The sequence below is a fragment of the Nocardia jiangxiensis NBRC 101359 genome (assembly GCF_000308615.1).
Classification (GTDB): Bacteria; Actinomycetota; Actinomycetes; order Mycobacteriales; family Mycobacteriaceae; genus Nocardia; species Nocardia jiangxiensis.
This window is the reverse complement of sequence record NZ_BAGB01000054.1, coordinates 125851-139505: the sequence shown is the minus strand read 5'-3', so window position 1 is coordinate 139505 and position 13655 is coordinate 125851. Positions and strand designations below refer to the sequence as shown.

Below are 13655 nucleotides of genomic sequence, written 5' to 3'. Positions count from 1 at the left end.
CGGTGTGATACAGGCAACCGCTAACGTCTGTTGAATGAGTGAGGCCGTTTTCTCCCCTGAGGAAGCCAGTGTGGTGGACCCGTTACCGCTGACCGGTGAACGGACCGTGCCGGGCATTCCGGAGGAGAACTACTGGTTCCGTCGTCACGAGATCGCCTATCTGCGAGTGCTTTCGCGCTGCGTCGGTCGCACCGTGCTCGAGGCCGGATCCGGTGAGGGATACGGTGCGAACATGATCGCCGGTGTCGCCGCGCGGGTGATCGGCCTGGACTACGACGCGAGCGCGGTCGAGCACGTGCGCGCGGCCTATCCCCGGGTGGAGATGCTCCAGGGGAATCTGGCCGAGCTGCCGCTCGACGACGATTCGGTCGACGTGGTGGTGAATTTCCAGGTGATCGAACACCTTTGGGATCAGGGGCAGTTCCTGCGCGAATGTCTGCGGGTGCTGCGTCCCGGCGGTGAGCTGCTGATCAGCACGCCGAATCGGATCACCTTCTCGCCCGGACGCGATACGCCGCTGAACCCCTTCCACACCCGCGAGCTCGCCGCCTCGGAGATGGCGGAACTGTTGGCGGAGGCGGGTTTTCGGCTCGAGGTGATGACCGGTGTGCACCACGGTCCCGAAATCGTTGCGCTGGACCGGAAGTGGGGCGGATCGATCATCGACGCGCAGATCGAGCGCGCGCTCGCCGGTGAGCCCTGGCCCGTCGATCTGGCCGCCGACGTCGCCGCGGTCCGCAGTGCGGATTTCGCCCTGGACATCACCCCGGCGGACCGCGGGCCGGAAGGTTTCGGCGGAGTGTGGGATCCGCGCATCGATGCGAGCCTGGACCTGGTCGCGATCGCGGTGAAGCCGTGACCGGCGTATCCGACGCCGAGACGCGGGCGGTGCCGGGGCAGTTCACCCTGGTGTTGCACTCACATCTGCCCTGGCTGGCCCATCACGGGCGCTGGCCGGTGGGCGAGGAGTGGCTGTACCAGTCCTGGGCCGCGTCCTATCTGCCCGTGGCGCGAGTGTTGAGAACCCTTGCCGCCGAGGGACGTTCGAATCTGCTGAGCCTGGGCATCACGCCGGTGCTGGCTGCTCAGCTGGACGATCCGCACGCCCTGGCCGGAATGCATCACTGGCTCGGCAACTGGCAGTTGCGTGCCGACGAGGCCGCGATGGCCGGGAACGTCGCGCTCGGCCGTCACGAACACGGCCTCGCCGCGGCCGCGCTGGCCGATTTCGAACAGCGCTGGCGGCACGGTGGTTCGCCGGTGTGGCGGGAGCTGATCGCCGCCGGGACGATCGAGCTGCTCGGCGGGCCGCTGTCGCATCCGTTCCAGCCGCTGCTGGATCCGCGGCTGCGCACCTTCGAACTCGCCGAGGGCCTGGCCGACGCGCAGCACCGCTGGGGGCACACCCCCGCGGGCATCTGGGCTCCCGAATGCGGATTCACCCCGGGCATGGAAACGGAATACGCTGCCGCGGGTGTGACGCACTTCATGGTCGACGGCCCGGCCCTGCGCGGTGACACGACTCTCGGTCGGCCGGTGCGGGATTCGGATGTGCTGGCCTTCGGCCGGGACCTGCAGGTGAGTTACCGCGTCTGGTCGCCGAAGTCGGGATATCCGGGGCACGGCGCGTACCGCGACTTCCATCATTACGACCACGCCACCGGCCTCAAACCCGCAAGGGTGACCGGTAAACAGGTCGAAGGCCCGGACAAGGCGCCGTACGATCCGGAACTCGCGGCCGCGGCGGTGCGGCGCGACGTGGCCGACTTCGTGGCGACCGTGCGCGAGCGCCTGATCGCCGAATCCGCGCGCATCGGACGTCCGGCGCTGGTGGTGGCCGCGTTCGACACCGAGCTGTTCGGGCACTGGTGGCACGAGGGTCCACAGTGGCTCGAACAGGTGCTGCGTGCACTGCCCGAGGCCGGCGTCACCGTCGGCACGCTGGCCGACGCCCGCGCGAACAGCTATGTGGGACAACCGGTTCAGCTCGCGGACTCGTCCTGGGGTTCGGGTAAGGACTGGCGGGTGTGGGCCGGGGATAAGGTGCGCGATCTGGTCGAGCTCAATGCCGAGATCGTGCGCTTCACCCTGGAGACGCTGGACAAGATGCGCGCGGAAGCGGGCGGTGTGCAGGTGCGCGATCGCGTCGCCGATCAGCTGCTGCGCGAGGTCGTGCTGGCGGTGTCCAGCGACTGGGCGTTCATGGTCAGTAAGGACTCCGCCGCCGGATATGCCCGCGATCGCGCGCATCGGCATGCGCACGCGGTGCGGGAGATCGCCGCGGCGGTGTTGGGCGGGCAACTGGCCAAGGCGCGTGATCTGGCGGCAGGATGGTATGCGGCCGACGGACTCTTTCCCGCGTTGGACGCGCGGCGGCTGGGCCCTGCGGCATCGATGGCACCCTCGGCGGGCGGCCACATCGAACACAGAGGACCAGCATGAAGATCTTGATGGTGTCGTGGGAGTACCCACCGGTCGTGGTCGGCGGCCTGGGCCGCCACGTACATCACCTGGCCACCGAATTGGCCGTCGCCGGACACGAGGTCGTCGTGCTGGCCCGTCGTCCGATGGGCACCGATGCCTCCACCCACCCCACGCACACCTATATCGAGGACCGGGTCCTGGTCGTCGCGGTGGCGGAGGATCCTCCCGCCTTCGACTTCGGTGAGGACATGCTCGCCTGGACCCTGGCGATGGGGCATGCGATGGTGCGCGCGGGCGTGGCCCTGAGCAAGCCGGGCATCGCCGAGGGGTGGACGCCCGACGTGGTGCACGCGCACGACTGGCTGGTCGCGCATCCGGCCATCGCCCTGGCCGAATACTTCGACGTACCACTGGTTTCCACCATCCACGCCACCGAGGCCGGACGGCACAGCGGCTGGGTGTCCGGCCGGGTCAACCGGCAGGTGCACTCGGTGGAGTGGTGGCTGGCCAACGAATCCGATGCGCTCATCACGTGTTCGGCCTCGATGCAGGACGAGGTGGAGCGGCTCTATCACCCCGAGCGGGTGCCGCTGCGGGTGATCCGCAACGGAATTGATGTGGGGGCCTGGCCTTTTCGCGCTCGGGGTCCGCGCTCGGGCCCGCCTCGGCTGCTGTACGTCGGGCGGTTGGAGTACGAGAAGGGCGTGCAGGACGCGATCGCGGCGCTGCCCCGGATCCGGCGTGCGCATCCGGGCACGACGCTGACCGTCGCCGGTGTGGGCACCCAGTTCGAGTGGTTGCGTGAGCGCGCCCGGGTGCATCGGGTGGCGCGGGCGGTGAATTTCGTCGGCCGTCTCGATCACGAGGAGCTGCTGGGCTGGCTGCACGGCGCCGACGCGGTCGTATTGCCCAGCCGCTACGAGCCTTTCGGCATCGTCGCGCTGGAGGCGGCCGCGGCGGGTATCCCGCTGGTCACCTCGAATGCGGGCGGGCTCGGCGAGTTGGTCGTGGACGGTGTGACGGGTGCGTCCTTCGCTCCCGCGGACGTGTCCGGCCTGGTCGAGGCGGCGTGCGCGGTGCTGGACGATCCGCGCGCCGCGCAGGACCGCGCGTTCGCCGCGCGGGAGCGGCTCACCGCCGACTTCGCCTGGGATGTGGTTGCGGCCGAGACGATCCTGGTCTATCAGGCCGCCAAGCGCCGGGTACGCAATCCGATGGGACGTCCGGTCGTCGTCGAACGGCCGCTGCCGGAGCGGGATCCGAACTCGGAGTAACGCACTCGAAGGATCAGCGGCCGGGTGCTACGTTCTACTCGTTTTCGATGGACGGTCGCGGACCGGTTGCGCACGGGGAGGATTCGGCTGTGGACAAGCTGCAGTGCGACTGGTGCGGGGTGCAGACGCCGCCCGGTACGGGGCATACCTGCCCCAGTTGCGGTGCGCCGCTGGACGAGGCGAACAAGGTCAGCGATTCGGGCTGGCGGGAGGCCCCGCGGCTGCGGGACATGACCGAATTCCGGTTCGGCAACAGCGTCTGCCAGGTCGAGGGTGAGCTCGTGCCGGTGGCCGAGATCGCGCTCGGGCCAGGGGATCAGGTCTACTACGAGCATCACGTGATGTTGTGGAAGGACGAGGCCGTCCCGATCTTCGCGCTCAACACCGGCGGCGGGATGAAACGGTCGCTGGCCGGTATGCCGCACGTCGTCACGGTGTCCCAGGGGCCGGGGCGTATCGCGTTCTCCAGGGATTCGCCGGGCGAGCTGGTGGTGCTGCCGATGCATCCGGGGATGGAACTCGATGTGCGCGAGCACGGGTTCCTGCTCGCCTCGGGCAGCATCAACTATTCGTTCGTGCGGATCAAGGGCCTGGCCAATATCCTGCACGGCGGCAACGGCATGTACATGGACCGGTTCATCACCCAGGGCTATCCGGGGCTGCTGATGTTGCACGGGTACGGCAACGTCTTCGAGCGGAATCTGCGTCCGGGGGAGAAGATCCTGGTCGAACCGGGCGGATTCCTCTACAAGGACGCGACCGTGCAGATGCAGGCGGTGCCGCAGAACATCAAGGTCGGTTTGTTCGGCCGGATGTATCTGGCCGAGATGACCGGGCCGGGCCGGGTCGGCATCCAGTCGATGTACGTCCACCACCGGTCCGGGTAGGCCGCGATGAACGCGTACACCTGCCTGTTCTGTCGTCAGGCGAGCGATCCGAACGCCAGCACCTGCCCGAATTGCGGTGCGCCGGTGGATATCCGGGCTGCGGTCAGCGCGTCGGGCTGGACCAAGCAGCCCGCGATCCGCGATATGACCCGCATCCAGTTCGGCCAATCCCGCTGCCAGATCGAGGGAACGCTGGTTCCGGCCGCGGATTTCGCTCTGGCACAGGGTGATTGGATCTACTTCTCCCATCATAATCTGCTCTGGGTCGATCCGGCCGCGCAGTTGGACCGGATGAGCCTCAAGGGCGCGTGGCGGCGGATGATGGGCGGGCTGCCGCTGATCATGATGACCGGCCGCGGGCCCGGCCACATCGCGCTGTCCGGTACGCACGCCGGGGATGTCGTGGTGCTGCCGCTGGCGCCCAATCAGCAGATGTGGGTGCGCGAGCACCGATTCCTGGTGGCCAGCGGCAATATCGCCTACGACTGGTCCAACAACAACGTCTGGTTCGTCACCGGTAGCGGCGATGATCGCAAGACGCATTATCCGCTCGGCATGTTCGGCGATATCTTCAGCGCGCAGAGCGGTCCCGGCCTGCTGTTGTTGCACGCACCGGGCAATACCTTCATCCGGGATCTCGCGCCGGGGCAGAGTCTGTTGGTCAAACCTTCTGCGCTGCTGTATCGGGACCTGTCGGTGACCGCGCATCTGCACCTGGAGTATCCGCATACTCGCGGGCTGGGCTGGTGGCGCAGTTTCAGTTATCGCAGTATCTGGTTGCGGCTGGTCGGGCCGGGACGTGTTGCGGTGCAATCGGTTTACGTGCCCGAGGAGGAGTCCGAGGCGATCCGCTCGCATTCGCAGGCGACCGTGCGGCGTTGGTGAGCCTCGCGCTTCCGGATAACCGTCGTGCCCGCCCGGCTGTTGCCGGACGGGCGCGAATCATGGTGTACCCGATCGTTTTTCGGGCAGATCAGCAGTTGGGCAGAGTGGTCCCGAACAGGCCGCCCAGCAAGCAGCCGACCTTGCCCGCGAGCAGCGTCTGCAGGATGCCGGTCGTCCCCGCTCCATTGGCGGACCCGGTGCTGGCGATCGGAGCCGGTACCGTCTGCGCGCTCGCGGTGGCCGCGGCGACTGTGCTGCCGCCCGCTACGAGGGCGAGAGTTACTGCGGCGCCAACGAAAACACGTTTCATTTCGTATTTGTCCCTTTTTACCCGGTCGGCCGGACGGCCGACGACATTCGAGTATATGAATCGCCGGCCGGTGGGAACAGTTTCTTTTCCGTGCCCTGAGCCACATCACATTCCGCGTCCAGCATGCGGCGGGCGCGCCATACCAGCAGCCCCCGATTGATCAGGAACCACGCGGCGATCAGCACCACGAACGGCAGCTGGGAAATGAGTCCGGATTGCGCGATCTGCCCGGATGAGAAGCTGTAGATCACGACGATTCGCAGGGCCGCGTCGGCCAGCAGAACCATTCCCAGCGAGCCGTTGACCGTCCGGTAGATCACGCGGAATCGCTTCGAACTCGCCCAGAGCCGGTCGTATGCCGCAGTGCGCAGTGGATCGCCTTGCGTTGCAACGGGCTTCAGTGCCACCTGCATCATCGGCCGGTCGGTCCAGGTCGAGGCCAGCACGATCACCCCGAAGACGACGAGGTAGAACGAACCGCGGGCCAGGTCAGCGTCGGCAGCAGCATGTCCGCGGCGAGGTTTGCCACTGCGGCCGCCAGCCAGATCGCCTTGGTGCGTTTATCGGGTTCGGACATGGATCGGGTCCCCCCTTCGGATCGTCTCATCTGGATACGCTGTCGGTCCTGGGACCGGCCTGACCACCGGGGCGGTCACCGGACTGGTCGATCGCCTGGAGAAGGCCGGGTACGCGCGCCGCACGCGCGATCCGGGGGATCGTCGCAAGGTGCTGGTCGAGCTGATCCCGAACGCTCGTGTCGACGCACTGCTCACCGCGGTGTTCGTGCCCTTCGGGCAGGACATGGCCGGGCTGACGGGTCGGTACAGCGCGAAGGAGTGGGCGGCGATCGCGGACTGGGTGGAGCGCGTCACGGAGATTCTCCGGAGCAACACCCGGCGGATCGGGGAGCCCGGCTTCGCGGATACGATCGAGAGTTGAAACACCTGCGGAAGTGACGGATTCGTTTCGAGTAGCGGCGCACTTCGTAATCTGGGCGAACTGGACACGACCTCGCGGTGAACGTCGGGTGTGATGCTCGTCTCGTTCACCGGACTGGCATCGGGGCGACACTCGGCGGATGCTTCAGGGCCGATTCGGGCTGGCTTCATCGGATCATGGCGATAAAGGCAGTGTCAGATCCCGCCCTGCTCTCACCCGAGTCCGCACCCGCCGCGGTTTCGCCCGCGCCGGTGCGCAGCGCGGCCGCCGGAGACGGCCGCCCACAGTACTCGCTGGTGGTGTCCTCCGACGCCGAGCACCGCATCGCCGCACAGCGGTTGCGCTACCAGGTCTTCGCCGGGGAACCCGGATTCCGCATTCCCGAGCGGGCCGACGGCCTGGACGCGGACTCGTTCGACGACCACTGCGACCACCTGCTCGTGCGCGACGAGCTGACCGATCAGTTCGTCGGCTGCTACCGGATGCTGCCGCCGGACAAGGTCGCCGCCGCGGGCGGCTACTACACCGCCACCGAATTCGACCTCAGCGCAATGAATCCCGAAGGTCAGCGCATCGTGGAGATGGGCCGGGCGTGCGTGGTGCCCGACCACCGCAACGGCTCGGTGGTGACGCTGATGTGGGCGGGCATCCTGCACTACATCCAGCTCACCGGTTACGACTGGGTGATGGGCTGCGCGTCGGTGCCCATGCAGGACGCGCCCGGCGATCCGGTCGGTGTCAATGTGCGCGGCGTGCGAGACATGGTGCTGGCCAAGCACGGTGGAGATCCGGCGCGGTGGGCGCGCCCGCTGAACCCGGTCGTGGTCGACGGCCGCACCCTGGACGAGCTGGAACCGCCCGCGCGGCCGAAACTTCCGCCGCTGTTGCGCGGATATCTGCGCCTGGGCGCGGACATCTGCGGTCAGCCTGCGCACGATCCTGATTTCGCCGTCGCGGACTTCGTCGTCCTGCTCGGCCTGGACACCATCAACCGCCGGTATCTGGAGCGCTTACAGTCGGCGGCCTCGGTCATGGATGGACGGTGAATGTCGATGCCCGCGTTCGTTTCTCCGGGATCAGCAGCGTTATCGTGCCCGCCCGCTGCGGCCGTGCACGCCTGGATGCCGTCGAGCCCCTGCGTGCCCGGTTGCGTCGAGACCGAGGCCGAGGTCGGGTCGCTGCGCGTCGCCGGTCGGGTACTGGGTGCGTTCGGCCTGCTGTTCACCTTCCCGGTGGTCAACCTGGTCACTCCGCGCAGCCGTCGCAAGGGACTGCATCGTGGCTACGCCCGAGCCGTATTGCGTTGCTGCGGAATCGGATTGCGCGTCGTCGACGAGCGCGGTGTGAATTCCGGCTCGGCGAACGCGGAGGGCGAGGATGAAGCACTGCTGACCGTGGCGGGGCATGTCGGTTGGACCGATGTGATTGCGCTGGCCGCGGTGCAGCCGATGGGGTTCGTGGCTCGGGCGGATCTGATCGATTGGCCGGTGCTCGGCGCGCTCGCGCGGCTGATGCGGGTGATCCCGATCGAGCGGGAACGGTTGCGGGCGCTGCCGGAGGTGATCGACGCGATCGCCGCGCGGCTGTCCGCGGGCGAGCGCGTCGCGATGTTCCCCGAGGGCACCACCTGGTGTGGTCGCGCACACGGCCGGATGCGCCCGGCGCTGTTCCAGGCCGCGGTGGACACCGGAACCGCCGTACAGCCGATTCGGGTGCGGTACCTCGATCGCACGGGTGAGCTGTCCACCGTGCCCGGCTTCGTCGGTGTGGACACCTTCCTGGACTCGGTCGGCCGCGTCCTGCACGCCCGCGGCGTGGTCGCCGAGATCACCCTGCTGCCAGCCGAATCCGCCGGCGACGACCGGCACGATCTGGCCCGCCGCTGCGAACGCGCCATCCGCGGCGACGAAACCCCCGCCATCGACGCCCGCGCCACCGCACTGGGCACCGGACCGACCCGCAAGATCGTCTCGGACAACGATATTCACCACCCGGTCACGGTCGCCTGAGACGTCGAGCGATCAGTGGCCCTGCCGCTGTGGTGTCGCGCCACCGCCCGGAGTGGGCGCGGCGGGGAGTTGCCGGTGTGCGGCGACGTCACCGGATCTGCTCCGGTGACCGCGGTCCGGCGCCGGTGCGGCCCGGTTGCGGCGCGGTGAGGGCATCGGCGCTGTTCGGAGCCGCCGGATCGGCTTCCACGGCATTCGGTGCGCCGGTATTCTGCGGAGGATCGTCAGTCTCTCGAGGATCGGCCACGGCTTTCTCCTTCCCACACCGACGACCTTCCCGCGGCTCGGGTCACGAAACTCGACTCCGTGATTGAGGGACGAGATGTCGCGGCCGGGCGGCCGGTGTGGCGGGATTGTGCGGAGCCCGAGGTTTCGACTCGGGGTCGATCCGGCTATACCCGTCTGTCGATGCAACATCCGCCGTTCGTGAACGAGAGGACGCACCATGAGCACGTCCCCTGATCCGGTCGATGCAGAGCAGTCCACCGAATACGTACTCCGCTTCACCGTGCCCGCAGCCATGACCGAAGAGTTCGCACCCGCGTTCGGGCAACTCATCGGAGCCATCGAGCCGGTACTCGGCGCGATCACCGAACGTGGCGGTGAAGTGGGGCTGACCAGGAACGGCGTCGACATCAGCGACGTGTTGTAGCAGGTCGATGCCGGACCGGACGGACCATGGCTGTGTGCTAGGTCACTGTTGAAGTTGACCCTGGGTCAGGGTGCAGGCTCGTCGCGAGCGGCACTACGCCGACCGGGCACAACAGTTTTCAGGAGCACACCGCCATGTCCGTCTCCCATTCCGAGCAAGACGAGCGCATTCTGCGGACGATCGAGGAGATCGTCGATTCCGGTTTCCTCGGCGTGACGTTGCGTGTGCGCGACAACCACGGCGAATGGGTCGGCAGCGCCGGAGTAGCCGAGCTGGGCGGTATCGAGAAGCCGCCGACCGACGGGCACGTCCGGATCAGCAGCAATACGAAAACCTTCACCGCGACCCTGGTGCTGCAATTGGTGGCCGAGGGCAGGATCGCCCTCGACGCCCCCGTGATCGATCATCTGCCCGAGTTCGGGTTGGACCGTCGGATCACGGTGCGAATGTTGTTGCAGCACACCAGCGGAGTCTTCAACTTCACCGGCGAGGTCGATGCGGACGGGACGATCGTGCATGCGATCCCCGTCCCCTACGGCGCCACGGGCAGGCAGTGGCTGGACAACCGGTTCCACACCTACCGTCCCGAGGAGTTGGTGAAGGCGGCGCTGTCCGAGCCCGCGCGGTTCGAGCCGGGGACGGGCTGGAGCTATTCGAACACCAACTATGTGCTGGCCCGGCTGTTGATCGAGAAGGTCACCGGCCGCTCGCTGGCCGAGGAGATGCAGCGGCGGATCATCGGGCCGCTCTGTCTGTCGGGCACCGTGCTGCCGGACGCCTCACCGGAGATCCCCGAGCCGCACGCCCACGCCTACTACCGCTACGCGGACGCCGATCGGCAGCAGACGATCGACATCACCCGGCAGAATCCCTCCTGGGTCTGCACCGGTGGTGACATGATCTCGACCACCGCGGATCTGGCCCGGTTCATCTCCGCGCTGTTGGGCGGCAAGCTCCTGCCCGCGCCGTTGCTGGCCGAGATGTGCACTCCGCATCCGACGGGCATCCCGGATATGGATTACGGCCTGGGAGTTTTCGTGCTGACCACGGAGGGTGGCACCGTCATCTGCCACAACGGCGCCGCCGCGGGGTACGCGGCGCTGATGTACAGCACGCCCGACGGCAGCAAGACCCTGACTGCCGCGCTCAACTGTGTCGACGACGCCGACCTTTCGATCGCAACAGCCTTCCGGAACGCTCAGCGCAAGCTCGTCGAAAAGGTGTTCTGCGCCGGGCAGGCGGATCAGGCTAGGCCGGTGGGTTGAGTACTTCGTCGGCGTCCGCCGCCGGTGTCCACGTTCGCGCAAAGTTCGTGAGGAAGGCTGGGTAGGTGCGGAACGGAGTGACGATCGGGCAGGCGGCGGCATTCGTCGGCGTCACGGTGAAGACGGTGCGGCACTATCACAAGCTCGGCCTGGTCGCCGAGCCCGAACGTGACAGCTCCGGTTTCCGGCGGTACGGATCGGCCGAGCTGTTGCGGCTGGTGCGGGTCCGGACGCTGGCCGCCGCCGGGGTGCCGCTGGCCGAGGTCGGGCCGATGCTCGATGCCGACACCACCTCGTTCGCCGCCGCACTCGCCGACGTCGACCGGCAGCTCACCGCGCGGATCGAGGAGTTGATCGCGCGGCGCGACATGCTGCACATGCTCGCCGATGGTGACCGTGCGCTGCTGGGCGACCGCGCGGTGGCGCTGTTGGAGCGGATGCCCGGCCTCGGCTTCCCCGCCGACGAGGTGGCGGCCACCAGGGAGGGCTGGGTGCTGGCAAAAGCCTTGGTCCCGGAAGGTTTCGAGGACTACCTCGCGCACCTCGAGCACGCCCTGGACGACCCCCGCTACGTCGCCTTGATCCGAGGCGCGGCCGAGGCCGCGGCCTGGCAGCCGGACGACCCGCGCATCGACGAACTCGCCACCGCCATGGCCGAGCATTACCTCGCCAACCCCGCACAGCTGAAAATCGTGACCGGTATGCAAGCCCGCACCGAGGCCGGGACGCGCTACCACCTGATCGCGCACCACGGCGAACAGCAGGGATCTGCCGCCGCTCGGGCACTCGCTCTGGTCGAGACCAAGCTGCGCTCCGCCGGGGTCCGCATCCCCGGGCCGGACTCCCACTGACCACGCCGTGCATCCGTGCTTCGCATTGGCGACCGGCCAGGGCCTGACCCGGAAACACCGCTGGAGCGGCTGTGCGGTCTCGCGGTCAGGTCTCGCCGTCGGTCCGTTCGGATGGCCGAGACTGCCCCAGGGCTTGTCGTAGCCACTGTAGGGCGGCGCCCGCGGTGGTCGTTGCGGTGATCTCGCCGGTGAGCTCCCAGTATCGATGGATGCGAGGATCGAAATCGTCAGCGCCAGAGAGGATGTGCTGCCGGAAGCGGGGGGTGTCGAGTTCGTGCCGCGCGGTGGCGTGGGCATCGAGGAAACAGTCCAGTTCGGGTCCTGGTCGCGGTGGAACGTGGGCGCTGAGCAGGGGTTCCACCATGGCGCAGGCTTCGGAGATTCCGGCCAGAAGTTCTCGCGGGTGGCGGACGCTCGCGGGATCCGATCGCCACAGCTGGCGCGAGATCGCCGCTGCCAGTGCGGGATCGGCCGCGGTTCCGACGAGTTCGGCGTAGGCGACCACCTGCTCGGGGGTCGGGTCGGTCGGTGGGGTCGGGACGTTCATCACGACGAACCCCTCGAAGACGCTCGCCGATGCGGGGGCCAGCAGCCGTTGCCAGAAGGTGACGAGACCATCGTGAGCGCTGTGTGGATCGCCAACCGTTGCGAGCAGGTCCAGTCGCGTGGCTCGCGCGCCCGGCGGTGCATCCTGAGCAGCGGCCAGTATCGCTCGCCGCCACACCAGTGCACCCAATTCGGTGTCGAGTGCCGCCTGTTCGGCGGCTACAGCTTCGGTGATCGACATCGTGCCGTCCAGGACGGCGGAGATCGCGGCCAGACCGAGCCCGAGTGCGCGCAACCGGCGCACCGATCGCAGCCGATCCACGCCAGCCGGATCGAACAGGCGGTGCCCGCCGGAGCTGCGGTGGGGTTGAACGAGCCCTTCGTCGCAGTAGAAGCGGATGGTGCGCACCGGCACACCGATCAGCCGGGACAGTTCCCCGGTGCCGACCAGCTCCTCACGGTGTGTGATCTCAGTCACAATAGCTGGAACCTCCACCCGACTGGAATTCCTACCCTACTGGAACACCCACCGGAAAAAGGGAGTCACGCGAATGACCGGACCGACATCGATGAGCACCGAACAGATCTGGCGGGCGGTGGACACCGAGCGCGCGGGCCTGGCCGAAATGCTCGAGGCCCTGCCCGAGGCCGAGTGGGGCCACGCCTCTTTGTGCGACGGCTGGCGGGTGCGCGACGTTGTCGCACATCTGGTGTTGTCTGCCCGGCCCAGGATCGGCTGGCTACTGCTCAATCTGGCACGCGCCCGCGGCAGCCTCGACCGCGCGATCCGCGACACGGCCATCCGCCACGCGGACGCTCGCACCAGCGCCCAGCTCCTCGTCGGGCTGCGCGAGAGTATCGGCGCCCGGGTCGCGCCGGTCGGCACAACACCGACCGACCGGCTGATGGATCTGCTCGTGCACGGCCAGGACATCGCGGTACCGCTCGGAATCGCGCACACCGTGCCGGTTGCCGCCGCGCGATCGGCGCTGGACCGAATCTGGCACACGGGCGCCCCGTTCCACGCGCCCGAGAAATTCGACGGCTACCGTCTCGCGGCAACCGACACCGACTGGGCCGTCGGCGACGGGCTGATCATCGAAGGATCCGTGACCGCCTTGCTGCTGGTGCTCACCGGACGTGACGTCGCAGCGGACCGGCTCGCCGGAGCAGGCGCGGCCCGATGGACCTCCCGGTGAGCTGACATCGGCAACATCGGCACCGGATTCATCTCGGCCACCCTCGACGAACTACGCGCGAGACTGCCACCGCTGCAACGAAATAGAGTCACGGTGGCGGTGGGCTCGCCGGGGCGGCCTCGAGATATCGGTGACGTGATGTAGTCGGCTCAGCGTCGATCGAAGTTCGCCGGTTCGGCGCTCGCTGAACTCTTCACATGGCATGTCCGCCGCTGTTCGACGCCGTCGAGCGAGAACAGCTCGTCGATCTGCTCGAGGAGCTCGGCCCCGAGGGACCGACAGCGGTCCGTCAGAGGCGGTCGAGGCCGTCCGGCGTGCGCGCCTCGGTGTGTAGGCGGCGGTTCGGGCCGCGAGGTCACCCTCGGTGACGTGCTGCGCAGCGGGCTCCGGGAATAGCGGAGGGCGGTCACCGGG

17 protein-coding genes and 1 pseudogene are annotated in these 13655 nt (G+C 68.0%); 13 read left to right on the top strand and 5 right to left on the bottom strand.

What is annotated here, in order from left to right:
* Nucleotides 1–34: 34 nt before the first annotated feature.
* The 5 genes from ON40_RS24545 (at nucleotide 35) to ON40_RS48315 (ending at nucleotide 5470) form a co-directional block, all read left to right on the top strand.
* On the top strand, nucleotides 35–859 hold the full coding sequence (locus ON40_RS24545; RefSeq protein WP_051193495.1) for a class I SAM-dependent methyltransferase: 825 nt from the start codon (nucleotides 35–37) through the stop codon (nucleotides 857–859).
* Nucleotides 856–2442: a 1,4-alpha-glucan branching protein domain-containing protein gene (locus ON40_RS24540; protein WP_040826449.1), complete on the top strand. Its 1587-nt coding sequence runs from the start codon at nucleotides 856–858 to the stop codon at nucleotides 2440–2442. Before ON40_RS24545 ends, ON40_RS24540 begins: the two co-directional genes overlap by 4 nt.
* On the top strand, nucleotides 2439–3698 hold the full coding sequence (locus tag ON40_RS24535; RefSeq protein WP_040826448.1) for a glycosyltransferase family 4 protein: 1260 nt from the start codon (nucleotides 2439–2441) through the stop codon (nucleotides 3696–3698). The genes ON40_RS24540 and ON40_RS24535 overlap by 4 nt, the downstream gene beginning before the upstream one ends.
* An 89-nt stretch (nucleotides 3699–3787) precedes the next feature.
* A complete protein-coding gene (locus tag ON40_RS24530; protein WP_157186404.1) occupies nucleotides 3788–4585 on the top strand; it encodes an AIM24 family protein in 798 nt (265 codons plus the stop codon).
* A 6-nt stretch (nucleotides 4586–4591) separates the two neighbouring features.
* Nucleotides 4592–5470, top strand: coding sequence for an AIM24 family protein (locus tag ON40_RS48315; protein ID WP_051193493.1), 879 nt, complete (start codon nucleotides 4592–4594; stop codon nucleotides 5468–5470).
* 88 nt (nucleotides 5471–5558) lie between these two features.
* Here ON40_RS48315 and ON40_RS24520 read toward each other — a convergent pair whose 3' ends face one another.
* Genes ON40_RS24520 through ON40_RS55505 form a run of 3 tightly spaced genes read right to left on the bottom strand, consistent with a single transcriptional unit; the run spans nucleotide 5559 to nucleotide 6357 of the window.
* A complete protein-coding gene (locus ON40_RS24520; protein WP_040826447.1) occupies nucleotides 5559–5780 on the bottom strand; it encodes a hypothetical protein in 222 nt (73 codons plus the stop codon).
* 17 nt (nucleotides 5781–5797) lie between these two features.
* The gene (locus ON40_RS24515; protein ID WP_157186403.1) at nucleotides 5798–6226 is read right to left on the bottom strand and encodes a DUF3159 domain-containing protein; all 429 of its coding nucleotides are present in this window, start codon (nucleotides 6224–6226) and stop codon (nucleotides 5798–5800) included.
* A 2-nt stretch (nucleotides 6227–6228) separates the two neighbouring features.
* Nucleotides 6229–6357 carry a hypothetical protein gene (locus ON40_RS55505; RefSeq protein WP_281033061.1) on the bottom strand — a complete coding sequence of 43 codons (129 nt, stop codon included), beginning with the start codon at nucleotides 6355–6357 and terminating at the stop codon, nucleotides 6229–6231.
* Here ON40_RS55505 and ON40_RS54760 point away from each other — a divergent pair.
* The 4 genes and pseudogenes from ON40_RS54760 to ON40_RS24500 form a co-directional block, all read left to right on the top strand.
* Nucleotides 6303–6464 (top strand): annotated as a pseudogene (locus ON40_RS54760) (hypothetical protein); the annotation flags it as partial. The gene ON40_RS55505 and the pseudogene ON40_RS54760 sit on opposite strands and share 55 nt — an antisense overlap.
* Before the next feature lie 42 nt (nucleotides 6465–6506).
* Complete coding sequence (locus ON40_RS54755; RefSeq protein ID WP_040826443.1) at nucleotides 6507–6719, top strand: hypothetical protein; 213 nt, start codon at nucleotides 6507–6509, stop codon at nucleotides 6717–6719.
* Nucleotides 6720–6910: 191 nt separating this feature from the next.
* Nucleotides 6911–7765, top strand: coding sequence for a GNAT family N-acetyltransferase (locus tag ON40_RS24505; RefSeq protein WP_373281964.1), 855 nt, complete (start codon nucleotides 6911–6913; stop codon nucleotides 7763–7765).
* A gap of 6 nt (nucleotides 7766–7771) precedes the next feature.
* On the top strand, nucleotides 7772–8728 hold the full coding sequence (locus ON40_RS24500; protein ID WP_245567969.1) for a lysophospholipid acyltransferase family protein: 957 nt from the start codon (nucleotides 7772–7774) through the stop codon (nucleotides 8726–8728).
* A gap of 88 nt (nucleotides 8729–8816) precedes the next feature.
* Here ON40_RS24500 and ON40_RS52060 read toward each other — a convergent pair whose 3' ends face one another.
* A complete protein-coding gene (locus ON40_RS52060; RefSeq protein ID WP_157186402.1) occupies nucleotides 8817–8975 on the bottom strand; it encodes a hypothetical protein in 159 nt (52 codons plus the stop codon).
* Between the two features lie 198 nt (nucleotides 8976–9173).
* Here ON40_RS52060 and ON40_RS24495 point away from each other — a divergent pair, with 198 nt between their 5' ends.
* From ON40_RS24495 to ON40_RS24485, 3 genes are all read left to right on the top strand, one after another.
* A complete protein-coding gene (locus tag ON40_RS24495) occupies nucleotides 9174–9380 on the top strand; it encodes a hypothetical protein (protein ID WP_040826441.1) in 207 nt (68 codons plus the stop codon).
* Between the two features lie 134 nt (nucleotides 9381–9514).
* Complete coding sequence (locus tag ON40_RS24490; RefSeq protein ID WP_040826439.1) at nucleotides 9515–10645, top strand: serine hydrolase domain-containing protein; 1131 nt, start codon at nucleotides 9515–9517, stop codon at nucleotides 10643–10645.
* Between the two features lie 77 nt (nucleotides 10646–10722).
* A complete protein-coding gene (locus ON40_RS24485; RefSeq protein WP_245567968.1) occupies nucleotides 10723–11496 on the top strand; it encodes a MerR family transcriptional regulator in 774 nt (257 codons plus the stop codon).
* Between the two features lie 85 nt (nucleotides 11497–11581).
* Here ON40_RS24485 and ON40_RS24480 read toward each other — a convergent pair whose 3' ends face one another.
* The gene (locus ON40_RS24480) at nucleotides 11582–12520 is read right to left on the bottom strand and encodes a MerR family transcriptional regulator (protein ID WP_157186401.1); all 939 of its coding nucleotides are present in this window, start codon (nucleotides 12518–12520) and stop codon (nucleotides 11582–11584) included.
* Nucleotides 12521–12593: 73 nt separating this feature from the next.
* Here ON40_RS24480 and ON40_RS24475 point away from each other — a divergent pair, with 73 nt between their 5' ends.
* The gene (locus ON40_RS24475; protein ID WP_051193491.1) at nucleotides 12594–13241 is read left to right on the top strand and encodes a maleylpyruvate isomerase family mycothiol-dependent enzyme; all 648 of its coding nucleotides are present in this window, start codon (nucleotides 12594–12596) and stop codon (nucleotides 13239–13241) included.
* Nucleotides 13242–13655: the final 414 nt, after the last annotated feature.

Bases quoted from the DNA above. Each gene is read 5' to 3' on its own strand.
- ON40_RS48315 (WP_051193493.1), top strand. From the start codon at position 4,592: ATGAACGCGTACACCTGCCTGTTCTGTCGTCAGGCGAGCGATCCGAAC.
- ON40_RS24495 (WP_040826441.1), top strand. From the start codon at position 9,174: ATGAGCACGTCCCCTGATCCGGTCGATGCAGAGCAGTCCACCGAATAC.
- ON40_RS24490 (WP_040826439.1), top strand. From the start codon at position 9,515: ATGTCCGTCTCCCATTCCGAGCAAGACGAGCGCATTCTGCGGACGATC.
- ON40_RS24520 (WP_040826447.1), bottom strand. From the start codon at position 5,780: ATGAAACGTGTTTTCGTTGGCGCCGCAGTAACTCTCGCCCTCGTAGCG.
- ON40_RS24475 (WP_051193491.1), top strand. From the start codon at position 12,594: ATGACCGGACCGACATCGATGAGCACCGAACAGATCTGGCGGGCGGTG.
- ON40_RS24535 (WP_040826448.1), top strand. From the start codon at position 2,439: ATGAAGATCTTGATGGTGTCGTGGGAGTACCCACCGGTCGTGGTCGGC.
- ON40_RS55505 (WP_281033061.1), bottom strand. From the start codon at position 6,357: ATGTCCGAACCCGATAAACGCACCAAGGCGATCTGGCTGGCGGCCGCA.
- ON40_RS24545 (WP_051193495.1), top strand. From the start codon at position 35: ATGAGTGAGGCCGTTTTCTCCCCTGAGGAAGCCAGTGTGGTGGACCCG.
- ON40_RS24500 (WP_245567969.1), top strand. From the start codon at position 7,772: ATGCCCGCGTTCGTTTCTCCGGGATCAGCAGCGTTATCGTGCCCGCCC.